Source organism: Bifidobacterium sp. LH_419, from assembly GCF_056356955.1.
Genome location: NZ_JBKEVG010000006.1, coordinates 109,284 through 131,790, shown reverse-complemented (window position 1 = coordinate 131,790; position 22,507 = coordinate 109,284). Strand labels below are relative to the sequence as shown.

Annotated in this window: 14 protein-coding genes; 11 read left to right on the top strand and 3 right to left on the bottom strand. The window is 63.4% G+C overall.

The features are described 5' to 3' along the window. Nucleotides 1-25 precede the first annotated feature (25 nt). Both AC1AYX_RS05800 and ribH read left to right on the top strand, forming a co-directional pair. Nucleotides 26-1,348 carry a bifunctional 3,4-dihydroxy-2-butanone-4-phosphate synthase/GTP cyclohydrolase II gene (locus AC1AYX_RS05800; RefSeq protein ID WP_476502611.1) on the top strand — a complete coding sequence of 441 codons (1,323 nt, stop codon included), beginning with the start codon at nucleotides 26-28 and terminating at the stop codon, nucleotides 1,346-1,348. Nucleotide 1,349: 1 nt separating this feature from the next. Continuing rightward, nucleotides 1,350-1,859: a 6,7-dimethyl-8-ribityllumazine synthase gene (gene ribH / locus AC1AYX_RS05795; RefSeq protein WP_476502610.1), complete on the top strand. Its 510-nt coding sequence runs from the start codon at nucleotides 1,350-1,352 to the stop codon at nucleotides 1,857-1,859. 66 nt (nucleotides 1,860-1,925) lie between these two features. Here the strand turns inward: ribH and AC1AYX_RS05790 are convergent, their stop codons facing one another. Then, entirely contained in the window at nucleotides 1,926-2,291 is a 366-nt protein-coding gene (locus tag AC1AYX_RS05790) for a phage holin family protein (protein ID WP_476502609.1), read from the bottom strand. A 25-nt stretch (nucleotides 2,292-2,316) separates the two neighbouring features. On the opposite strand from AC1AYX_RS05790, the gene AC1AYX_RS05785 reads away from it, so the two are divergent. The 5 genes from AC1AYX_RS05785 (at nucleotide 2,317) to AC1AYX_RS05765 (ending at nucleotide 9,405) form a co-directional block, all read left to right on the top strand. Beyond that, nucleotides 2,317-2,466: a hypothetical protein gene (locus tag AC1AYX_RS05785; RefSeq protein WP_476502608.1), complete on the top strand. Its 150-nt coding sequence runs from the start codon at nucleotides 2,317-2,319 to the stop codon at nucleotides 2,464-2,466. Between the two features lie 372 nt (nucleotides 2,467-2,838). Beyond that, nucleotides 2,839-4,608, top strand: a complete 1,770-nt coding sequence (locus AC1AYX_RS05780) for a pentapeptide repeat-containing protein (RefSeq protein WP_476502607.1) — start codon at nucleotides 2,839-2,841, stop codon at nucleotides 4,606-4,608. A gap of 36 nt (nucleotides 4,609-4,644) precedes the next feature. Beyond that, nucleotides 4,645-5,691 (top strand): LacI family DNA-binding transcriptional regulator, encoded by a 1,047-nt coding sequence (locus tag AC1AYX_RS05775; RefSeq protein ID WP_476502606.1) that lies wholly within the window; start codon nucleotides 4,645-4,647, stop codon nucleotides 5,689-5,691. Nucleotides 5,692-6,337: 646 nt separating this feature from the next. Next, a complete protein-coding gene (locus tag AC1AYX_RS05770) occupies nucleotides 6,338-7,651 on the top strand; it encodes an oligosaccharide MFS transporter (protein ID WP_476502605.1) in 1,314 nt (437 codons plus the stop codon). A gap of 176 nt (nucleotides 7,652-7,827) precedes the next feature. Further along, nucleotides 7,828-9,405 (top strand): glycoside hydrolase family 32 protein, encoded by a 1,578-nt coding sequence (locus AC1AYX_RS05765; RefSeq protein WP_476502604.1) that lies wholly within the window; start codon nucleotides 7,828-7,830, stop codon nucleotides 9,403-9,405. 163 nt (nucleotides 9,406-9,568) lie between these two features. On the opposite strand, the gene AC1AYX_RS05760 is transcribed toward AC1AYX_RS05765, so the two are convergent. Together AC1AYX_RS05760 and AC1AYX_RS05755 are read right to left on the bottom strand one after the other, a co-directional pair. Continuing rightward, nucleotides 9,569-13,291, bottom strand: a complete 3,723-nt coding sequence (locus tag AC1AYX_RS05760; protein ID WP_476502603.1) for a glycoside hydrolase family protein — start codon at nucleotides 13,289-13,291, stop codon at nucleotides 9,569-9,571. A gap of 118 nt (nucleotides 13,292-13,409) precedes the next feature. After that, nucleotides 13,410-17,498 (bottom strand): bacterial Ig-like domain-containing protein, encoded by a 4,089-nt coding sequence (locus AC1AYX_RS05755; RefSeq protein ID WP_476502602.1) that lies wholly within the window; start codon nucleotides 17,496-17,498, stop codon nucleotides 13,410-13,412. 377 nt (nucleotides 17,499-17,875) lie between these two features. On the opposite strand from AC1AYX_RS05755, the gene AC1AYX_RS05750 reads away from it, so the two are divergent. The 4 genes from AC1AYX_RS05750 (at nucleotide 17,876) to AC1AYX_RS05735 (ending at nucleotide 22,444) form a co-directional block, all read left to right on the top strand. Then, nucleotides 17,876-18,715: an ABC transporter permease gene (locus tag AC1AYX_RS05750; RefSeq protein ID WP_476502601.1), complete on the top strand. Its 840-nt coding sequence runs from the start codon at nucleotides 17,876-17,878 to the stop codon at nucleotides 18,713-18,715. Nucleotides 18,716-18,799: 84 nt separating this feature from the next. After that, a complete protein-coding gene (locus tag AC1AYX_RS05745) occupies nucleotides 18,800-20,401 on the top strand; it encodes an Eco57I restriction-modification methylase domain-containing protein (protein WP_476502600.1) in 1,602 nt (533 codons plus the stop codon). After that, entirely contained in the window at nucleotides 20,398-21,108 is a 711-nt protein-coding gene (locus AC1AYX_RS05740) for a PaeR7I family type II restriction endonuclease (protein ID WP_476502599.1), read from the top strand. Before AC1AYX_RS05745 ends, AC1AYX_RS05740 begins: the two co-directional genes overlap by 4 nt. Nucleotides 21,109-21,385: 277 nt before the next feature. Then, entirely contained in the window at nucleotides 21,386-22,444 is a 1,059-nt protein-coding gene (locus AC1AYX_RS05735) for an ABC transporter substrate-binding protein (protein ID WP_476502598.1), read from the top strand. Nucleotides 22,445-22,507 lie beyond the last annotated feature (63 nt).

Below are 22,507 nucleotides of genomic sequence, written 5' to 3'. Positions count from 1 at the left end.
ATCATCGAGAACGGAAACGACGGAAATGACGGAACAGACGCAATACACGGAACACACGCAACATACGAACCCGGACGACCCGGTGGCGCGCGCCATCCGGGACATCGCGGCCGGTCGCATCGTCGTCGTGGCGGACGACGAAAGCCGCGAGAACGAAGGTGACCTCATCTGCGCGGCCCGCCACGCGACACCAAGCAACATCGCGTTCATGGCCACGCACGGCAGGGGCCTGATCTGCACGCCGATGAGCCCGGAGCTCGCGACGCGGCTCGACCTGCCGCCGATGTGCACGGCGAACACGGACAGCCACCACACGGCGTTCACCGTGTCGATCGACCACGTGACCACCTCCACCGGCATCAGCGCGCGCGACCGCTCGCTCACCGCGTTGGCATGCGTCGACCCGGACACGCGGCCGCAGGACTTCCGACGCCCCGGGCACATGTTCCCGCTCGTCGCACGCCCCGGCGGCGTGCTGGAACGCAACGGGCACACGGAGGCGACCGTCGACCTGGCGCGATTGGCCGGACTCGAGCCGTGCGGACTGTGCTGCGAGATGATGAAGGCCGACGGCACGATGATGCGGCGCGACGACCTCAAGCGCTTCGCCGCCGAGCACGGACTGGCCTACATCACCATCGCGCAGCTGCAGGACTACCGCCGCACGCACGCGTTCCCGCACACGGTGCGCCGCGTGGCGCGCGTGAACCTGCCCACCGAATACGGGCGGTTCACGATGGTCGGCTACGAGTCGGACGACGGCGGCGAGCACGTGGCGCTGGTGATGGGCGACGACATCGTCTCCGGCGAACCCGTCCTGTGCCGCATCCACTCGCAGTGCCTGACCGGCGACGTGTTCGGCTCGCAGCGCTGCGACTGCGGGCCGCAGCTGCGCGAGGCGATGCGGCGCGTCGCCGAGGCGGGACGCGGCGTCATCCTGTACCTGAGCCAGGAGGGACGGGGCATCGGGCTGCTCAACAAGCTGCGCGCCTACGAGCTGCAGGAGCGCGGGTTCGACACGCTCGACGCGAACCTGGAACTCGGATTCCCCGCCGACGCGCGCGAATACGAGACCGCGGCGGCCATGCTGCGCGACCTCGGCGTCGCGTCGGTCGACCTGATGACCAACAACCCGGACAAGATCGGCCAGCTGGAGCAGGCGGGGATCGCCATCGCCTCGCGCGTGCCGATCGTCATCCCCGCGAACGCGTACGACGCGAACTACCTGTCCACCAAGGAACACCGGATGGGGCACCTGCTGGGAGCCCTGTCGGGCATGACGAATCTGTCCACCACGACGAACATGGCGACCACGACAAACCTGTCCACCATGACAAAGGAGAACTGAAATGACCGTATTCGAAGGACAACTGGTAGCCGGCGCCGCTTCCGCCGCCGGTGACGATTCCGCCGCCAAGCCGATCCGCATCGGCATCGTGGCGGCGAGGTTCAACGAGTTCATCACCTCGAAGCTGCTGTCCGGCGCGCAGGACGGCCTGCGCCGCCACGGCGTGGCCGACGAGGACGTGGACGTGGCGTGGGTGCCCGGATCGTTCGAGATTCCGATCGCGGCCAAGCGCATGGTGTCCACCGGACGCTACGACGCGGTGATCTGCCTCGGCGCGATCATCCGCGGCAGCACCTCCCACTACGACCTCGTGTGCAACGAGACCGCAAAGGGCATCGCCCAGGTGTCGCTGAACTCGGACGTGCCCGTGCTGTTCGGCGTGATCACCACCGAGAACATCGAGCAGGCCATCGAACGCGCCGGCACGAAGGCCGGCAACAAGGGCTTCGACTGCGCGCTCGGCGCCATCGAGATGGTCAACGTGCTGCGCGCCATCAGCGCCGGGGAGTAGACGCGGGGCGACTGTGCGGTCGGCTGGCCGGCCATTGGCTGGTCGACCGACCGCATCCGCTTCCCGTCAGTCGCCGATGATGGAGTTGACGATGGCGGAGACGACGGCCATGATGATCGAGCCGATCGTCGCCCACCAGAAGCCGTGCACATAGACGCCGACGCCGAACAGGCCCAGTGCGAGCCACGAGGCGAGGCGCATGAACAGCCAGTTGATGACCAGGTACAGCACGCCGAACGAGAGGATTGTGAACGGCAGGGCGATCGCCTGCACCACCGGTTTGACGGACGCGTTGATCAACGCCAGGAACAGGGAGAATGCGGCCACGCCGAGGATCGGCGGCTCCCCCACCGTCGTCATGCCGGGCAGCAGCACCACCATCACCGCCGCCGCGATCGTCAGCACCAGCCATTCGATCAGAAAGCTTCTCATAGCGCCCATCGTAACGGCGTATTCCGTGGGCTCGGCACGGGGGCGGCGGCACATCAACGGCATCTTCACCCACGGCGAGGCGAACCTGCACGGTCTGATGACATACCTGCATGGTTTGGAGGCGAACGTGCATGGTTTCCGTCCGAACGTGCATGATTCGGGAACGAACCTGTAGGCTTTCGGCGCGAACCTGCATAGTGGGGTGCTGAAGACAAAGCTCATGGCGGAATATATCAGGGATGAAAAGCCCGGAATTCCAGGGTACTTCGATTTGGCGGGCAACAGGATTCACCGGGGTTTCAGACCCCCACCGCGCACGTTCGGCTCCGCCAACTACACGTTTCCCTCAAAACCAAGCACGCTCGCCCCGGAATCCTACACGTTCGCTTCCGAACCGCACACGTATCCATCGAAACCATGCACATTCCTGATTCCGCCGCAATGCCTGGACAACACGCATGGGCATATCATGGAATCGGCGGCAGGAGAAGCCCGGCTGCCGCAACGCACGGCACGACGAGGTCGTCACGGTTGAAGGGAATAGGCTATGGCAGCAGCACCGGAGAAGACGGGGGCAACGACTCAGGATGCCGATGCGGTGAATGCCGCGAAAGGCAAAAGCAAACCTCGTTCCAATCGACGCATCAGGGTACGTACCGTCTCTGGAATTGTATCGCTGGTAGTAACCGTAATTTTTCTTCTCATCCTTCTCGGCGTCCACTTCGGCGGTTATGCCATCAAAACGATTCTGCCGACGACAATTGCCTTTTTGATACGTCATTGGTCAATTACGACCGCGGTTCTGTTGGGGCTTCTCACCTTGGCACTGCTTTGCCCCAACTGGTGGCCTTGGCTGAAAGCTTCGGCACAGAAGTTCATGGATTGGCTCAGAGGATGGCCACTGTTCGCGAGCATCACAGTCTGGGTGATTCTGGCAGTAGCACTGTTGGTCGGATTGGTGTGGCTATGGACCGGGCAAGTTCCGTTCGCACGCATACCGACGACTAGTTCCAGTAACACCGCTAATTCTTCTGGCATTATGTACGACGTACTGAAGATTGCATTGACCACCGTCGGCGGCATCGGCGGTGTCGCATTCCTCGTGATGAAATATCAGGATGGGCAGCGAAGCAAGCGCGATGAGATCAATGCGCGCATGAAGAACGCCATCGACCAGTTGGGCAATGAGAAATCATCGGTGCGAATCGCCGGCGTCTACGCGTTGACCGAAATCGCGGACCGTGAGCGCGGAGACTATCGCCAACGCGTTGTCGACATCCTCTGCGGCTACCTGCGCTCCAACGACCGCGGCACGCCAATCACTTCTGATAGCAACACGGATTCTGCAGCAGAGCCGAAGGGAAACGATACCGTTTCCGGTAACGAAGCAGGTAAGACAATCACACCGGGTATTCCAATACCAACCTTCGACGACCGCCCCGTAGAATCCACAATTTTCTCCGTCATGCGTACCCACCTCCTCAAAGAGCGCCACGACAAAGACGGCACAATCACCGTTGAGCAGCAACTCCCCTATGACCAACTCTGGTGCGACTGCAATTTCGATCTCCACGGAGCAACCTTTACAGAAACAATCAATCTCACGCAAACAACCTTCAGCAAAACTGCAAGATTCGATGAGTCAACTTTCAATATGCCTGTAGCATTTTCACAAACGCAATTCGATGAAGACATATGGTTTAGTGAGTCAAATTTCAATTCTGACGCTTATTTCAATGATGTGCGTTTCAACTCAACCGCGCAGTTTGACAGCACTGTTTTTAGAACGAAAGCTGATTTTAGTTACACAAAATTCATATTTGACGCGCATTTTCAATCTACTCATTTTTATGGAGAGTCACATTTCACCAAAAGCACTTTCGAAGAAAATTCAAAAGCACTTTTTAGCAGCGCACATTTTTACGAAACCACTTATTTCAATGACACAACCTTTGGAAACACTGCGCAATTCTATGGAGCTCGCTTTAGCGAAACAGCAATGTTCACAAGAACACACTTCGAGTTCATTGCAAATTTTGCCTACACATTCTTCAATATGAATGTGCGCTTTAACGGAGCGACGACAAAAACAAAAGCTGAAATTGAAAAGCGAGGACCTATCATAAATCCTGATTTTGATTTCATATTCCAACACAAAACTTTTTTATGCGATGCAGCTCAGTTTACACGTGGAAACATTCTGGAATTCCCAAACTCTATAACACTCACTAAGGAGGGATTACCAGAAGGAGCACGGTGGGCCACCAAGAATGACACGGATACAGACACCAATGAAAAGCATGAAGCCGACGAATAGCCCCTACCCCGCACCAATGGGTGTATCGTTTGACGTATGGTGACGATGAAGGAGATCGCGAAGCGTACGGGGGTATCCATTTCGACGGTGTCGTTGGTGATGAACCACCGCGACGCGGGGCGCGTCAAACCGGCGATCGCGGCGCATGTGCGCGAGGTCGCCGACGAGCTCGGCTATCAGGTCAATCCGATGGCGAGCTCCCTGCGCACGAACCGCACGCGCACGATCGGCTTCATCAGCGAGGAAGTCGCCACCACCCCGTACGCCGGCGGCATGATCCTCGGCGCGCAGTCGGCGGCCAGCCAGCTCGGGTATCTGCTCATCACCGTCAGCACGGACGGCGGCATGGACGAGGGCGAGGAGATCGACGCCCTCCAACGCTACGGTGCGGACGGCTTCCTCTACGCGAAGATGTCGAACCGCGTGACCGGCCTGCCGGACCGCCTCAAGCACAGTCCGGTCGTGCTCGTCGACGCGACTGATACGGCCGGCATGATTCCCAGCGTCGAACCGGACGAATACCGGATCGGCTACGACGCGACCAAACGGCTCATCGACGCGGGATGCGAACGCATCGCCTACGTCGGATGCTCCGAGCCGATGATCGCGCAGGAGGGGCGTCTCGCCGGCTACCGCGCCGCGTTGGAGGAGGCGGGGCGCAAGATCGACGACCGTCTCATCATCAGCGTGCTCAACAACGGCCCCGCGTTGGAGGCCGTCTCCGACCTGTTCGACTGGGAGCGGCCGGACGGGTTCTTCTGCTTCAACGACGCGCGCGCCTGGTACGTGTACGAGTGCGCGGCCCGACGCGGTCTCACTGTCGGCCGCGACGTGTCGGTCGTCGGCGTCGACAACCACCGCGTGTTCGCGGAGACGTTCTCGCCGCAGCTCACGACGGTCGCGCTGCCGCATTTCGAAATGGGATACTGGGCGGCCGCGAAGGTGATCTCGATGATCGAGCAGCGCGCTCTCGACGATCTCGAATGGCCGGAGACGACGGCACCGATGCCGCCGCTCGACGCGGAGATCCCGGCGAAGATCCACTGCACCCTGATTGAGAAGGAGTCGGTAAAGAAGGGGTAAGGGCCCTCTCTCAGCCCCCTCAGTCGGCCGTAGGCCGGCAGCTCCCCCTGAAGGGGGCGCAAGGAAATCGTCATGCGCTTATGGCGCATGTCCGTTTTCTTGCCTCCCTCTGACGAGGGAGGTGGCCGCCGAAGGCGGACGGAGGGAGAGACATGCGGCGTCAGCCGCGAAAAACGGCATCGGCCGTAGGCCGATTCGATTCCCCCGCGACCTGCGGCCGCTCTTCTTCTCTCCCCCAGTCAGCCTGCGGCTGACAGCCCGACCGCAATCACGGACAGCCTACGGCTGACCTTGCATCAGCTCGCCTGTCGGCTCACACATCGCCTACAAACACCTCCGGTGTTTGCCTTACGGCGATGTCCCGTCAGAGGGGGCCGCATGGCAATTCGAACCGGTTTGGCAAGGTGTTGTATCAAACGTTTGACGTGTTGGAAATAGTGAGACACGCCGGTGTTTCGTTTAACGTTTGACGTAAATCGTTTGACGGTTTATAGTGAATACCACAACGAACACGATTCCCCACCACGGCGCGGCAGCCGCGGGAGGAACCCCGCCGAGACCACGAAGGCCCGGCCCACAACCACAAAGCCATATGGAAGGAAGCGCCCGCGTCGCAGCGGACGCGAGAGACAAGGGAATACAACAAATGGCAAACACGGCAAAGAAGTCTCCGTGGAGGAACCCCTCCTACCTGCAGAGCTCCTTCGGCATCTTCATGTTCTTCTGCTCCTGGGGCATCTGGTGGTCCTTCTTCTCCAGGTACCTCATCGACGGCGTCGGCATGACCGCTGCCGAGCAGGGCCAGATCTACTCGATCAACTCGCTGGCCACGCTGATCATCATGTTCGTCTACGGCGTCATCCAGGACCAGCTCGGCATCAAGCGCAAGCTCGTCATCTTCGTGTCCTTCATCGCCATGCTCGTCGGACCGTTCGTCCAGTTCGTCTACGCCCCGATGCTCAACGCCGGCGGCACCACCCGCTTCATCGGCGCCCTCATCGGCTCCGTCGTGCTCTCCGCGGGCTTCATGTCCGGCTGCTCCCTGTTCGAGGCCATCACCGAGCGCTACTCCCGCCACTTCGGCTTCGAGTACGGCCAGTCCCGCGCCTGGGGCTCCTTCGGCTACGCCATCGTCGCCCTGTGCGCCGGCTTCCTGTTCAACATCAACCCGCTGATCAACTTCTGGGTCGGCTCCGCCTTCGGCCTCGGCATGCTGCTCGTCTACGCCTTCTGGATCCCGGCCGAGCAGAAGGACGAGCTCAAGAAGGAGGCCGATCCGAACGCGGCCCCGACCAACCCCTCCTTCAAGGAGATGGTCTCCGTCCTCAAGATGCCGACCCTGTGGGTGCTCATCGTCTTCATGCTGCTCACCAACACCTTCTACACCGTGTTCGACCAGCAGATGTTCCCGACCTACTACGCCTCCCTGTTCCCGACCATGGAAATCGGCAACGCCACCTACGGCACGCTCAACGGCTTCCAGGTCTTCCTCGAGTCCGCGATGATGGGCGTCGTCCCGATCATCATGAAGAAGATCGGCGTGCGCAACGCCCTGCTGCTCGGCGCCACCGTCATGTTCCTGCGCATCGGCCTGTGCGGCGTGTTCCACGATCCGATCTCCGTCTCCATCGTCAAGCTGTTCCACTCCATCGAGGTCCCGCTGTTCTGCCTGCCGGCGTTCCGCTACTTCACCCTGCACTTCGACACGAAGCTGTCCGCCACGCTGTACATGGTCGGCTTCCAGATCGCCTCGCAGGTCGGCCAGGTCATCTTCTCCACGCCGCTCGGCATGCTGCATGACCAGATGGGCGACCGTCCGACCTTCTTCACCATCTCGGCGATCGTGCTCGCGGCCCTGATCTACGGCATCTTCGTCATCAAGAAGGACGACCAGGACGTCGGCGGCGACCCGTTCTACACCGACAAGCAGCTGCGTCAGATGGAAGCCGCCAAGGCCTGATCCGACGCCTCTCCCCCGACCAACCCTCCAACCAACACCTGTGGCGGTCGCAACGGCTTTCCCCTTTTTCCCCGTTGCGACCGCCGCACCTTACACTTGAAACCGCCCCACCCCAACCGACTCCCATCAAATCCACCCAATCCACCCACCCCACCCACATCACACAAGGAAGTGCCATGACCGATTTCACCCCCGCCAACCCGGTCCTCACCCCCATCCGCGACCACGCCGAGGAGCTCGCCAAGGCCGAGGCCGGCGTCGCCGCCCTCGCCGCCAAGCGCAACGACCGCTGGTACCCGAAGTTCCACATCGCCTCCAACGGCGGCTGGATCAACGACCCGAACGGACTGTGCTACTACAAGGGCCGCTGGCACGTCTTCTACCAGCTGCACCCGTACGGCACCCAGTGGGGCCCGATGCACTGGGGCCACGTCTCCTCCGCCGACATGCTCACCTGGAAGCGAGAGCCGATCATGTTCGCCCCCTCGCTCGAGCAGGAGAAGGACGGCGTGTTCTCCGGCTCCGCCGTCATCGGCGACGACGGCGCACTGCGCTTCTACTACACCGGCCACCGCTGGGCCAACGGCCACGACAACACCGGCGGCGACTGGCAGGTCCAGATGCTCGCCACCCCGGACAACGACGAACTCACCTCCGCCACCAAGCAGGGCATGATCATCGACTGCCCGACCGACCAGGTCGACCACCACTACCGCGATCCGAAGGTGTGGAAGACCGGCGACACGTGGTACATGACCTTCGGCGTCTCCTCCAAGGAGAAGCGCGGCCAGATGTGGCTGTTCTCCTCCGACGACATGGTGCGCTGGACCTACGAGCGCGTGCTCTTCCAGCACCCGGACCCGGACGTGTTCATGCTCGAATGCCCCGACTTCTTCCCCATCAAGGACAAGGACGGCAACGAGAAGTGGGTCATCGGCTTCTCCGCCATGGGCTCGAAGCCGAAGGGCTTCATGAACCGCAACGTCAACAACGCCGGCTACATGATCGGCACCTGGGAGCCGGGCGGCGAGTTCAAGCCGGAGACCGAGTTCCGCCTGTGGGATTGCGGCCACAACTACTACGCGCCGCAGTCGTTCCACGTGGACGGCCCGGAGCACGACGGCGACGGCCGCCAGATCGTCTACGGCTGGCTGAGCCCGTTCGTCGACCCGGTCCCGATGCAGGAGGACGGCTGGTGCGGCCACCTCACCCTGCCGCGCGAGATCACGCTCGGCGATGACGGCGACGTCGTCACCGCCCCGGTCAAGGAGATGGAGGGCCTGCGCGCCGACACCTTCGACCACGGCGAGATCACGCTCGACATCGACGGCGAGAAGACGATCTGCGACGACGCCGAAGCGGTCGAGATCGAGATGACCATCGACCTCGCGCACTCCACCGCCGAGCGCGCCGGCCTCAAGGTCCACGCCACCGAGGACGGCGGCTACACGTACGTCGCCTACGACGACCAGATCGGTCGCGTGGTCGTGGACCGTCAGGCCATGAAGCACGGTGACCGCGGCTACCGCGCCGCCCCGCTCACCGAGGCCGAGCTCGCCGCCGGCACGCTGGACCTGCGCGTGTTCGTGGACCGCGGCTCCGTCGAGGTGTACGTCAACGGCGGCCACCAGGTGCTCAGCTCCTACTCCTACGCCTCCGAGGGCCCGCGCGCGATCCGCCTCTCCGCGGAATCCGGCTCGCTCAAGGTCACGTCGCTGAAGGTTCATCACATGAAGTCCATCGGACTGGAGTGAGGTCACTTTTGGTCTTGGTAGTCTCTCCCCCAGTCAGCCTTCGGCCGACAGCCCCCTCGTCAGAGGGGGCCAAAGAGACCAGAAAGACCACATAACATGACGGAAGGCCGTCGTCCCGAATGTTCGGGACGACGGCCTTCCGTTTATTTGCGATGATGCGCTATCAGTCGCGGCGCTTGATGACGGTCATCGCGGCGGCGAGCGCCAGCAGTGCGGCGACGCCCGCCACGGCGGCCACGGAGGCGCCGGTCGCGGTCAGCCTGCCGGCGTTGCCGCCGTTCGGCTTCGCGGAGGGCTTGCCGGCGCCGGGCTTGTTCCCGTCGGCGGAGCCGTTGCCGGAACCATTGCCGGAACCGTTCCCGTTGTCACCGGCGTTGCCGCCGTTGTTGTCGGAACCACCGTTGTTGTCACCACCGTTGTTGTTCCCGCCGTTGTCGCCGGAACCGCCGTCGTTCTTGACGACCTTGGCGGCGGAGACCCAGCTGAGCACCGGGCCGGTGCCGGTCGCGGACGACAGCGTGAACGTGACGACCTTGGCCTCGCCCTCGGGAATCGTCACCTCGCCGGAGGCGATGACGTTCCCGCTGTTGACGGACGCGGAAGCGAGCTCCTGCGCGCCGTCGAGACCGTCATAGGTGTAGGTGACGGTCGTCGGGCGCGTCTGGTTCCACCAGTCGTGCATGCCGAAGGAGACGGTGTGCGTGCCGGGGGCGAGCGTGAGCTTGTAGCTCAGCGTGTCCGCCGTGCCGTTCGCGCCCGCATAGATGCCGGAGGCGTACGGGTCGGCGTCGCCGGCGCTCTGCGCGCCGTAGTTGGCGGACGCGTTGCCCCAGCCCGTAGCCTCGTCGAACGCCTGGTCGGCCTTCGCATTGGCCAAACCGCCTTCGGTGAGCTTCTTCGCCGACTCGTACGTGGCGGAGGAGTCGCCGCCGTTCACGTCGACGAAGTATTCGAGGTTCTTCTCGACGCGCTGCACGGTGGCGGTGGCGGGCAGCGTCGTGCCGTCGACCGCGCCGCGCACCGTGGTCGGCGCGTAGTACTTCGCCTTGGCGGCGGAGTCGGTCAGCCACGTGACGTCACGCGACTCCTCCTTGCCGCCCACGGTGACGACCGTCACCTGCTTGGGCAGCTTCGGCGTCGCGCCGTCGAGGAAGGCGACGGTGCCGTCGACCGGCTTGACGGACTGGATGTCGTCGGCGTCGGCCTTGGACACGCTGATCCAGCTGAGCACCGGGTCGAGGTCCGTGCCCGCGTTGGATGCGGTGAAGCGGATCGACGCGGCCTTGTCGAGCGTGAACGTGATCGCGTCCGTGGCCTTCTGGCCGTTCTTCAGGTTCACCGACGCGGAGCCGAGCTCGGTGTCGCCATTGGTGACGGAGAACTTGACGGTGCGGTCGTTCCACTGCGCCCACCAGTCCTTCATGCCGGCCTGCACGGTGTACACGCCGGGCTTGAGATCGGCCTGGTAGACGATCGACTTGCCCTTGTTCGCGTAGAGGCCGGTCTCGTAGGCGTCGTTGGAGTCGGTGCCGTAGACCTGCGCGTCGCCGTCGGCGCCGAGCGTGCTCACGCGGCCCCAGCCGGAGGTGGCGTCATAGGCCTGGTCGCTGTGCTTCTGGCGGGAGGCGATGCCCTCGGACGCGGCCTGAAGCGCCTTGAAGTAGTCGGACTCGTTGTCCGGGTTCGATCCGGCGTCGATGTACAGGTACGTGTTCTTCGGGTAGATCGTCGCGGTGAACGACACTTCGACGTCGTTGAGCTCAGGCAGTCTGCCGGTGATGGTGACGTCGCCGGAGGGCTGGTCCTCGCCGAAGTACGTGTCCCACGTGACGGGCGTGGTGATGGTGCCGTTCTCGCCGCCGCGCTGGATCTCCAGCTTGGTGGGCAGCGACTTGAGCAGTCCGCTGACCGAGGTGGCGGTGGCGGGCAGCTTGGTGACCACGTCGACGGCCTCGTACTTGTTCAACTGGTCGAGCGTCCAGTCGGCGTACGGCAGGACGCGCATCGTGCCGTTGACCATCTGCATCGGCGTCATCACGTAGCGCGACTGGCTGATGTCGTTGCCGGTGTCCGGGTTGAACCAGCGGTCGCCCCAGTAGATGAACAGGCCCTTCTTCTCGTCCACGGGGATGATGGAGCTGGACTGCGTGTAGAACGAGTTGGTGTGGCTCTGCTCGTAGCCGTCGCCGTCCACGAACGGGGTGCCGATCTCATGGTACGGGCCCATGATGTTGTCGCCCTCGCTCTTCGTGTACTCGTTCTCGTTCGGCGCCCAGCCGGTGGTGTGCGAGTAGATGAAGTAGTAGTGGCCCTTCCACTTGACGGGTGCCGGCGACTCCTTCGAGTTGGTGGCGATGATCGCATACGTGTCGCCGTCCTTGACGGAGGTGCCCTGCTTCTGCTCGGCGACGGGCTTGGCGAGCTTGGTGTACGTGGAGTCGAGCAGGGAGATCGTCAGGTCGCGGTTCTCGTTGCTCGCGTAGATCAGGTACGCGTCGTCGACGCCGTCGTTGTTCTCGTCCTTGCCCTGGTCGATGTACAGGTTCATGTCGCGGGCCATGCCGGGGTTCGACGTGTTGTTGCCGGGGCTCATGCGGAACGAGCCGAGGTACTTGTACGGGCCGGCCGGGTTCGACGTGGTGCTCACGGCGACGCCCGCCTTGGCCTTCGAGTAGGTGGCGGTGTCCTCGTTGCCGTACTTGGGGCCGTCGGCGTGGAACCAGATCACCCAGCGCTTGGTGGAGGCGTTGTACGCCATCTTCGGGCGTTCGAACACGCAGCTGGTCTTCGTCGGGTTGGAGCCGTCGCCGTAGAGCGCCTTCAGATCCCACAGCAGCTTGTCGAGGGCCTCCTGCGGGCTGGAGATGTTGTAGTTGGAGGCGTCGTTCGCGAAGGTGCTGAAGTCCTTGCCGTAGATGTTCGTGTAGTCCGGGTCCTTGGCGATGTTCTCGACGTTGTAGTACTTCTGGTACACCTTGTCGCCGCCGGCGAGCTTGTTCTTGAGGTCGGCGTCGCCGAGGTAGGTCTGGAAGCCGAGCCCCTTGTCCGTCCAGTTGAGCAGGTCGTCGGAGTAGTAGATGCGCACGCCGTGGGCGACGAGACGGTCGGTCTTGTCCTCGCCGCACCAGATGTACACGTAGCCGTCGCCGTTGGCGTCGAGCTTCTGGTCCTCCTTGGCGAGCGTCGAGGTCTTCGCCTTGACGATGCCGGCGCCGTGCGCCTGGATCAGGTCGCCCTTATCGTCGAACATGCGGGCGCCGTTGGTGCCGGTGATGCCCGTGTAGTGGTAGATGAAGCGGACGGCCTTGAACGCCGTCTGCAACGTGTCGGCGGCCTTGGTCACGTCGTCGGCGGTGGCGTTCGCGTCGTCGACGACATTCTGCGCGGCGTCGCGCGCCTCGTTCAGCGCCTTGAGGTCGTCCGGGTTCGCCTTCCACGTGTCGTAGGGGGCGGTTCCGGAGTCGTCCGAACGGTAGCCGGAGGCGAGCGGCTTCAGATCCTTTTCGGTGGTCTTGCCGAGCAACGTCTTCAGCGTGGTCTTGTCCGTCGTCGGCGCGTCGGCCTGCGCCGTGGGCGCGGCCGCGTCGCCGCCGTCCGTCGCGTCGGTCGCGTCGCTCTTGGCGATTCCGTCCGTCGCCAGTTTGTCGGCGATGTCGGCCGACGCGTCGAGCGCCTTCTTCGCCTGTTGCGTGCCGTCCTGCGCGCCGTCGGCGTCCGTCGTGGATTGCGCGGACTTCGCCGCGTCGCCGCCGATCAGGCTGGACAGGTCGCCGGTGGACGGCGTGGATGCGTCCGTGCCCTCCTCGGCGTTGGCGGGAATCGTCATCGACGTGCACAGCAGCGTCGCCGCCGCTATCGCACCGATGAACCGTGTTCCTCGTTGCATGTATTCCTCCTTGAATTTCCTTCTGTTTCCTTCTTTGGTGAAGGCCGCCGCCCCGAACGCAATCGGAGCGGCGGCCTCGATCATCATGCCGCCGGCGGACCGGCGGCCGGGCTACCGGCTACTGCCGGCGCCTGCGCGTGATGACCAGCACGCCGGCCGCCGCGACGAGCAGCGCGACGACGCCGACCACGCCGGCCACCGAGGAGCCGGTCGCGGACAGTCCCTTGTTCGGCTTGGCCGTCGTCTGGCCGTTGCCGCCGGCCGCGCCGTTGCCCGGCGCGGGCTGCTGCTCCGGACCGGGCGTGACGGACGCGGCCTTCACGGTCACCGTGAACGTGGCGGACACGCCGCGGTAGGAGACGGTGACGGTCTTCTCGCCGGCGGTGGCGGAATCGAAGCCGGAGACGGTGTACTCGCCGTCGGCGAGCGCCTTGCGTTCCGTCTTGCCGTCGCGCTGGTAGACGGCGGCGACCTTGAGTCCGGCGAGGTCGAGCTTGTCGCCGACCGTGTACTCGGTCTTCGTCGGGGCGGTCACGTCGAGCGAGGCGAGCGTGGCCGCGTCGAACGTGACCGTGTAGGTGGTCGTCTTCGAGCCGTCGGCGGAGGTCACGGCGATCTCGGCCTTGCCGCCGAGCGCGCCGGTCTTGACCGCGTCGCCGGTCACCTTGACGGTGGCCGCGTTGTCCTTGGCGTAGGCCTGCAGGACCGGGTTCGCTTCGGCGTCGATCGGCAGCGCGACCGTGTAGTCGGTCGTGGCCGGGTCGAAGCCGCTGACGGTCGCGCCGTCGAGACGCAGGTCGCCGAGCGTCGCGTCGGCGGCGGGGGCCGCGACCTGCTTCGCCTCGTAGATGCGCACCTCGGAGATCTTCGCGTAGTAGTTCGCGTTGTCCGCGTAGGTGAGCTTCAGGCGCACGCCCCTGGTGGCGGGCAGCTTGTCGAGCGAGACGGTGGTCACGTCGCCCTGGTTGATGCGCGGGCCGGTTTCGGCGGTGACGCCGGAATCCTTCCAGGTCGTGCCGTCCGCGTCGAGGACCTGCACGGCGAACGACTTCGGGGTGGCTTCGCCGAACGAGACGAAGTCGAGCGAGTGGAGCGTGCGCGCCTTGTCGAACGTGTAGCTCACCCACGGGTCCACGCCGGCGCCGCCGCTCTTCCAGTCGGACCACGCCTTGCCGTCGGTCGCGCCGTCGCAGGTGTTGCCGATGACGTTCGAGCCTTCCGTATAGGAGGCCTGCGCGTTGGCGCAGAACGTCTTGGCGAGGTTCTCGCCGTTGACGGTCTCGCCCTTGGTCACGTACACGGTGAGCGTGGCGGGGATGGTCGCGCCGGTGCCGCTGCCGTCGTCGACCGTGCCCTTGACAGTCACGGTGCCGGTCGAGGCGAGCTTGTCATCGGAAAGAGCGGACCAATCCCACGTCACGTCGCGCGCGAACGCCCCGGAGGCGCGCACATGCGCGTCGACGGTGGCGGGGGCGGCGGCCTTGACGTCGTCGGCGGTGGAGCCGGCGGCGACGGTGACGGACGCCGGGTCGGTCGCGGTGAACGCGCCGACGGTCACGGTCGCGGTGACCGGGAACTCGTTGCCGTAGACGTCCTTGGCGACGGCGGTCGCCTCATAGGTGCCTTCCTTGGCGACGTCCACCTTGGAGACGTCCCAGCCGGCGGCGGTGACGTCGGCCTTGCCCTCGCCCCACGTGTAGTAGAGGGTGACGGTCTTCGGCAGCGCGGCGGCCGCGTTCACGGCGGTCTGCACGTTCACGGCCTTGGCGCCGGTCGGAGTGACGTCGCGCAGCGTCCACGTCTGGTTGTTCGCGGGCGTGTTCGCGGTGGAGGAGGTCCACAGGCCGACCTTCGTGCCGGCGGCGGTGCCCGAGCCGTTCACGTCGAGGTTCTGCTTGGCGGCGGCGTTGAGCAGCTGGTAGCCGGAGCCGTCACCGGTGTTGAGGATCCACTTGGCGGCCGGATCGGACTTCGCCTGTTCGACGGATTCATCGGACAGGGCGTTGGTGCCGTCCTTGGAGACGAGCACCTTGCCGTCGGCGTCGGTGATCACGTACGCCTTGAGGTCGGGGCGCTCGGTGCCGGACTGGTCGATCTGGGTGAACGTCCAGGTCTGCTTCTTCGCGTCGGCGGCGGTGGAGGCCACGTCGGCGAGGGAGAGCGCGGAGTCGTCCTTGGCGACCTCGGCGACGGCCTTGCCGGACTGCTTGCCGACGAGCTGGTACGTGCGGCCGGTCGCGGCGGCGACGGCAGAGTCGGAGTGGCCGGTGACGCCCTTCAACTGGATGGAGGCGATCGAGCGGGCGGGGACCGTCACGGTGGCGGTCTTCGCGGCCTTGTCGATCACGACGGAGCCCGCGGCCTGCTTGACGTTGCTGGTCTTGGCGAACACCTCGGGGGTGGCGGAGTCGACGCCCTTGTCCTTGTCGGACTGGGCGGTCTCGGTCGTCAGGTAGAGGTCGCCGGACGCGTCGTCGGCGATCTGGCCGTACTTGGACAGGTCGATGACGAACGTCTGGGCGTTGGTGCCGGAGTTGCGGTGCACGATCGTCTGGGTCGCGCCGTCGGCGGAGGTGGCGGTCATCGTGTTGTCGGTGTCGTTGTTGGCGATGACCTTGTCGCCGGCGTGGATGAAGCGGGTGATGGCCTTGACGCCGTTGTACTTCGCGTTCGCGATGACGGTGCACGGGGCGAGGCCGTCGGTCGTGCCGCCGTTGTTGTTGACGCGGCGCTCCGAGTACAGCTTGCCGTCCTTGCCGGCCACGGTGCAGTCGAAGTCGATGAGCACGGTGCCCCAGTTGGTGTTCTCGCCGGCCGGGTTGACGTTCGAACCCATCTGCATGTTGTAGAGGTCCTCGACGACCTGCCAGAACGTGAAGTCCTTGGACTGCAGGCGGGGCACGTTGGAGCTGATGTAGCTCATCATGCCGAGCGCGTTGTCGAAGCCGTACGGGTTGTACGAGCCGGACTGCCAGGAGCCGTCCACCTCGCTCATCGAGAGCTTCTTGCCGTCGGCCTGCGCGATGTCGCGGGCGAGCATCTGGCTGCCGGTGGAGTAGGCGTGCACGTTGTACTGGCCGACGAGGTCCTTGACCTCCTGCGGGTAGTCGTTGTAGGACTTGACGAAGTCGGCGGAGTTGGTGGCGTCGGTGGCGGAGATGATCGTGTCCGCGTTGCCCTTGAGCGCCTTGGACAGGGCCTTGATGGTGGCCTGCTGCTCGGCGTTGTTGACGTGCATGCCCTCCTGCGGCTTCTTCAGCGCGTTGGAGTACGGCGTGACGGTCTTGTCCTTGTCGGAGTAGTACTTGCTCCAGTAGTTGTTGATGAGGTTCTCGTTGGAGTCGCCCTTGCCGTCGTAGTCGGAGGCCTTCTGGGACGGGGTGCCCCAGTAGCTGGTCTCGGACTCGTTGAACGGCTCGACGGTGTCGACGTTCACGTTCGCGCCGAGGCTTTCCAGATGCTCGACGTTCTTGGCCATGTACTGGGCGAACTTCTCCGGGTCCTTGAGGTTGTTCGAGCCGGAGTTGTATCCGCCGGTCGCGTAGCCGCTGTTGGTGAGGAACCACGGGGCGGAGTTGGCGAACGCCTCGATGTCGGTGATGTCGGCCTTGCCGTTCGTGCCTTCGGCGCCGCGCTTGATCCACCAGTCCTGGGCCGCGGACTTGCTGAAATCGTACTGGCTGTCGTCGGTCGGGTCGAACGCGGCGGCGAGCTTGTCCTTGTCGGCCTGCTTGGTGGTGACGCCGCCGTAGACGTTCTTGGAGCCGTCGGCGTCGTCCTTCCACGTGCCGGGCACGGCGGCGCCCTGGCGCATGAACGGGTAGCCGTACGCCACGTCGGAGGCGTTGCCGCCGCCCACGTTGTAGCGGGCCATGTTGAGGTCGAGGCCGTCCGAGCCGAAGATGGACTGGTAGAACTGCTCGCGCAGCTGCTTGCCGTATGCGACGGCCTTCTGCTTGGACGCCTCGTCGCCGAGGTTGGTGGTGATGGACGATTCCTCGCCGAGGCTGCCGGTCGCGTTCGCGAACCATGCGAGCGAGGTCCCCCAGCCGTCGAACTCGTTGGCGTACCACGGGTTCGGCGTCACGGTGACGGCCGTGGCGCCGGCGTCGGCGGCGTTCGCCGTGCCGACGGCCGCGAACGCGCCGCCCGTCGTGAGCGTCGCCGCGGCTACCAGCGCCGCGAGCGACCTTCCCAGTGATTTCATTGATTCTCCTTGCCTTGTCGTTCCGCCGTCGCCATCGATGCGGCACCGCGTCTTCGCATGTGGGCCGTTCCACCGGTTCCGGCGTCCGCGTCGGCTCCTTCACCCGACGCCCGGAATGTTTGCGCAAACATCCCGATTGCGTCCCATCATACCACAAGAGCGTCGCCGAGGCGCCGTCGAGGCCGTCGCCACCCCGCGCGCGGCGGCGCGGCGGCGACGGTCCGCGGACGGCCCCGTCACGGCCTATACTGTGTGCGGCAGACGCGCGCCGGCCGGGAACGGCGGCGCGCGAACGACACGATGCGACCGGACGACGCGCAGGCTCCTCACCTTACTGTCCCACGTCCCGGCCGCGAGAAGGAAGCAAGGTGACCCTCATGACAGGAACGACGCACACGACCCCGCACGCGGGACCGACGGAACCATCCGCGTGGACGCGCGTCATCGCGGCGGTCTCGCGCCGCATCCCCACCATCATCGCCGTGGTCGCGCTGTTCGGCGTCTGGGAGGCGTGGGTGCGCATCGGCCACGTGCCCTCCACGATGATTCCCGCGCCGAGCGAGATCCTCCAGGCGACGATCGAGGTATGGCCGACGCTCGGACCGGCGGCGGCCGTGACCACGTACGAGGGCGTCGTCGGATTCCTGTTCGCCGTGCTGCTGGGCGTGCTCGTCGGCATCGGACTGTACTGCTCGCGCGTGTTCAACGCCGCGTTCTACCCGCTGCTCGCCGCCGCGCAGACCATGCCGCTCATCTCCATCGCGCCGCTGTTCCTCATCTGGTTCGGCTTCGAGACGTCCGGCAAGATCGTCATCACCGCCGTGTTCGGCCTGTTCCCGGTGGCCGTGCAGACCGTGCGCGGGCTCGAGGCGGTGCCCGAATTCTATTCGGACGTGGCCCTGACCTGCGGGGCGACCCGCTGGTGGACCCTGTGGCACGTGAAGCTCCGCGTCGCGGCCCGCCAGATCTACGGCGGCATCCGCGTGACCGCCGCGTACATCTTCGCCACCGCCTCCACCGCCGAATACCTGGGCGCACGCAAGGGCCTCGGCATCTGGCTGCAGGCCGCGTACAACTCGTTCCGCACGCCGCTCATCTTCTCCGCCACGTTCACGATCATCGCGATGACCTGCCTGCTGCTCATCGCCGTGAACCTGAGCGAGCGCCTGCTGCTCGGCCCGGTCGGCGACGACGCCGATCCCGACGCGGACCAGTGAGCGTGGTGTCATGAATGTCATTCGTGACACCACGCAGGTTCATCCGCCACCCCTCATGACGACCAAGGTAATACACTGGGGAGGATGAATCAGGAAACAGCGGGAGTCGTATATACCAAACCTTGGGTGGTGCAGCTCATGCTCGACATGGCTGGATACGTCGCAAATCGCGGAAAGGCACTATCGGAGCGTCTCGTGGTCGAACCCAGTTGCGGCGACGGCGCTTTTCTCGGAGAAATCGTACATCGGCTCCTTGCCGATTCCACCCCCACCTCCGATGAAGAATGGAAACAGCTGGGTGATGCAGTACGCGCGTACGATATCGATGAGCAGGCGGTGAATCGTTGCCGGGAATCCGCCGCGGGGATTCTGCATCAATATGGTTGCCCCGAAAGCATCGCGAAGGCTTTGACCGTCCGATGGATCACCAAAGACGATTTCCTCCTATCCGGAATTCCCGAAGCAGATTGGGTCATCGGCAATCCTCCCTACATCCGTGCCACAGATATGGATACCGTCACACGCGAACGGTACATGGCGGTCAGCAATTCGATGACAGCAGGAACCGACATTTACGTCGGATTCTTTGACCACGGCATCGACTCGCTTAAGCCAGGCGGCAAACTTTGCTTCATCTGCTCCGATCGATGGCTGCAGAATCAATACGGCACTCGCCTACGCGAAAAGATCGCTACCGAGGCGAATCTCGACACATTGGTCCGCATGCACGGCGTAGATGCGTTTGCAGAAGAGGTAGATGCTTATCCGGCAATCACCCTCATTACAAAATCCCGTCCATCTGAATCATTGAAATACATAGACTGCGCGTCGAATTTTACCGATTCGGACGCATCCTCGGTGCTCGCATGGATAAGCACCCCATCCGAGGTATCCGGATTGCGATTTTCCGCAGCAATCGCCCGAAAACCGCAATGCCCATCAGATATGTTTCCGCTGGGAACCCCCGATGATATGCGATTCGTGCTGCGGGCTCAGGAGCGGCTACCCAAATTGGAGTCAACGGGCGTGAACCTTGGTATCGGAGTAGCTACGGGCTGTGATGCGGTCTTCGTGACGGATAATCCCGATCTCGTAGAAAAGGATCGGATGCTGCCATTGTTCTATATGCGCGATCATCGACGTCATATCAACAAGCAACGCTGGCTGGTCAATCCATGGAATCCGGATGGTTCTTTGGTGAATCTCAATGATTATCCGATTATGGAGGCCTATTTCAACGACAATCGCACCAAACTCGTCAAGCGACATGTAGCCAAGAAACACACTTCGGCGTGGTACCGAACAATCGACAAACTCAACCCATCCCTCATGCACCGCGACCTGTTGCTTATGCCCGATATGGCCGCGACACCGGACCCCATTCTCAGTCGAGGAAAATACCCGCACCACAATTGCTACTGGATTGCCAGCGATGTGTGGGATCTACCAGTACTCGGCGGATTGCTGATGAGCGATCAGACCAAGACGTTCATCGATTGTCTCGGAGTGAAAATGCGCGGGAGGACACTCCGTTTTCAAGCCCAGTATCTGCGGCTACTCCACGTTCCCCAATACAGTGATATCGCTCGCCCGACGCGCGAGGCTCTGGCTCAGGCGTTTCACAACGGAGACAGGGAACTAGCCACCATTTCGACACGACAGGCGTATAAGGAGGCCTTGTCATGAGAAACGACGTCAAAGCGGCGATTCTGCAAATGTACCGCATGCTTGAGGAAGCCGCCCAACGGCAACGTACCGCCGGCGACATCGATCGTGGACGCAGAGCCGAAGCCACGTCAGGACGGCATCTCGACCCACTCGCCGATTTGATTCGCGAGGACCTCATTGCCGGAGGATTCTCCCCCGACGACATTTTTGACGGCACGGCGTATCAACTCCGTCTTCCCGGCTGGTATCGGCGCTCGAAGAACTGGGACATAGTCGCTCTTAACGGCGATGACGATTTGGTGGCGGCGATTGAACTGAAATCCATCACCAGTTCGTTCGGGAACAACGCGAACAACAGAGCCGAGGAGGCCCTGGGAAGTGCAGCCGACGCTCACGCAGCGTTCTCCGAACACCTTTATGGCGCCGACGCCATGCCTCCGGCGCTCGGCTATGTCATGATTGTCAAGAATTGTAAACAAAGCCGAGATGCCGGGCGAACCACACAGCAAACGCTTTTCGACACGGATTCCGTATTCGAGAATGCCTCGTACTTGGACAGATTCCGAATTTTGTGCGAAAGACTGAGAGCATCAAACCTGTATCAGGCAGTATGGCTGGTATATGCCGATCCAGACACAGGAATGGTTACGGAGCCCAGTCCGACGTTGACCTATGAGAAGTTCATAGCTACCATTACCGCGACCCTTTCGATTCATCGAGCGTAAACGATTCAGCCTTCCACCCACAGAGTCGATTGTAGATATCGATGGATACGAAAAAAAGAGAAATGAGATAAGCCTCCTCTACCCTCCCCTCTATAATGGCAAGCGCTTGTCCGGCGTGTGGCAAACGGCCCCCTCTCCCCTTTTTTCGCTTCGCATGGGAGGGCGGCCGGGGCGCCGGTCGGGCGGACTGTCAGGCCCTCCATGCCGTTCTCTGCCGATCGTCCGTCCGGAGCGACACCCAGAGAACGGTTGAGAGACAACGAACTAGGGATTCATCATGAAGCACAGCCTTGTGACCAAGGCCATCGCCCTCGTGGGCGCGATCGCCATGACGATCGGCGTCGCCGCGTGCGGCCAGAGCAACGACTCCTCCTCCACCGACGGCCTCAAGAAGGTCACGTTCATGCTGTCCTGGGCGCCGGACACGAACCACATCGGCGTCTACGTGGCCAAGAACAAGGGTTGGTTCAAGGACCAGGGCCTCGACGTGGACATCGTGGCCGTCGCGCAGGCCGGCGCCGAGCAGGCCGTGAACAACGGCAACGCCGACTTCGCGCTGTCCAACCTCACCAACGTGGGCATGTACAACCTCAAGGGCGCGCACCTGAAGCAGGTGCTGCAGGTCCAGCAGAAGCCGAGCGCCATCTGGTGCGCGCTCGCCTCGAACACCGCCATCAAGTCCCCGAAGGACCTGGACGGCAAGACGTTCGCCACGTTCGGCTCCAACGAGTCCGACGCGGTGGTGCGCCGCATGATCCAGACCGACGGCGGCAAGGGCGAGTTCGACAAGGTGACCGTCGGCACCTCCACGTTCAAGACGCTCGAATCCGGCAAGGCCGACTTCGGCGGCTTCTACGCCACCTGGGAGGGCGTGCAGGCCGACATGTACGGCCCGAAGCTCAACTGCTTCACCGAGCCCGACTACGGCGTGCCCGGCAACGCGGACGCGATCGGCGTGATCACCAGCGACAAGACCATCAAGGAGAACCCGGACCTCGTGAGGAAGTTCACGCAGGCCACCCAGAAGGGCTACGAGTACGCGTACTCCCACCCGGACGACGCGGCGGACATCCTCGTCAAGGAGGCGCCGGACGCGAACCTCGAGAAGAAGTTCGTGCGCAAGAGCATGCAGACCGTCGTCGACGGCCAGTACTGGGGCGATCCGGCCAAGATCAAGGACGGCTCCTTCGTGCTCGGCACCAACGACTTCGTCGAGCCGCAGAAGTACTTCGACTTCCTCGCCCAGGAGGACGCCTACACGGATTCCCACGACAAGGTGATCCACAAGGCCCCGAACACGAAGGACTTCGCCACCAACGAGTTCCTCGGCAAGTAACGCCGACTTGAAACGGCTCCCCTTGTCAGGGGAGCTGGCCCGCGAAGCGGGACTGAGGGGTAG

Excerpts from the sequence above, each read along its gene's own strand:
- AC1AYX_RS05775 (WP_476502606.1), top strand. The coding sequence starts at position 4,645 with ATGGTGACGATGAAGGAGATCGCGAAGCGTACGGGGGTATCCATTTCG.
- AC1AYX_RS05740 (WP_476502599.1), top strand. The coding sequence starts at position 20,398 with ATGAGAAACGACGTCAAAGCGGCGATTCTGCAAATGTACCGCATGCTT.
- AC1AYX_RS05755 (WP_476502602.1), bottom strand. The coding sequence starts at position 17,498 with ATGAAATCACTGGGAAGGTCGCTCGCGGCGCTGGTAGCCGCGGCGACG.
- AC1AYX_RS05735 (WP_476502598.1), top strand. The coding sequence starts at position 21,386 with ATGAAGCACAGCCTTGTGACCAAGGCCATCGCCCTCGTGGGCGCGATC.
- AC1AYX_RS05765 (WP_476502604.1), top strand. The coding sequence starts at position 7,828 with ATGACCGATTTCACCCCCGCCAACCCGGTCCTCACCCCCATCCGCGAC.
- AC1AYX_RS05770 (WP_476502605.1), top strand. The coding sequence starts at position 6,338 with ATGGCAAACACGGCAAAGAAGTCTCCGTGGAGGAACCCCTCCTACCTG.
- AC1AYX_RS05780 (WP_476502607.1), top strand. The coding sequence starts at position 2,839 with ATGGCAGCAGCACCGGAGAAGACGGGGGCAACGACTCAGGATGCCGAT.
- AC1AYX_RS05745 (WP_476502600.1), top strand. The coding sequence starts at position 18,800 with ATGAATCAGGAAACAGCGGGAGTCGTATATACCAAACCTTGGGTGGTG.
- AC1AYX_RS05790 (WP_476502609.1), bottom strand. The coding sequence starts at position 2,291 with ATGAGAAGCTTTCTGATCGAATGGCTGGTGCTGACGATCGCGGCGGCG.
- AC1AYX_RS05760 (WP_476502603.1), bottom strand. The coding sequence starts at position 13,291 with ATGCAACGAGGAACACGGTTCATCGGTGCGATAGCGGCGGCGACGCTG.
- AC1AYX_RS05750 (WP_476502601.1), top strand. The coding sequence starts at position 17,876 with ATGACAGGAACGACGCACACGACCCCGCACGCGGGACCGACGGAACCA.
- AC1AYX_RS05800 (WP_476502611.1), top strand. The coding sequence starts at position 26 with ATGACGGAACAGACGCAATACACGGAACACACGCAACATACGAACCCG.
- ribH (WP_476502610.1), top strand. The coding sequence starts at position 1,350 with ATGACCGTATTCGAAGGACAACTGGTAGCCGGCGCCGCTTCCGCCGCC.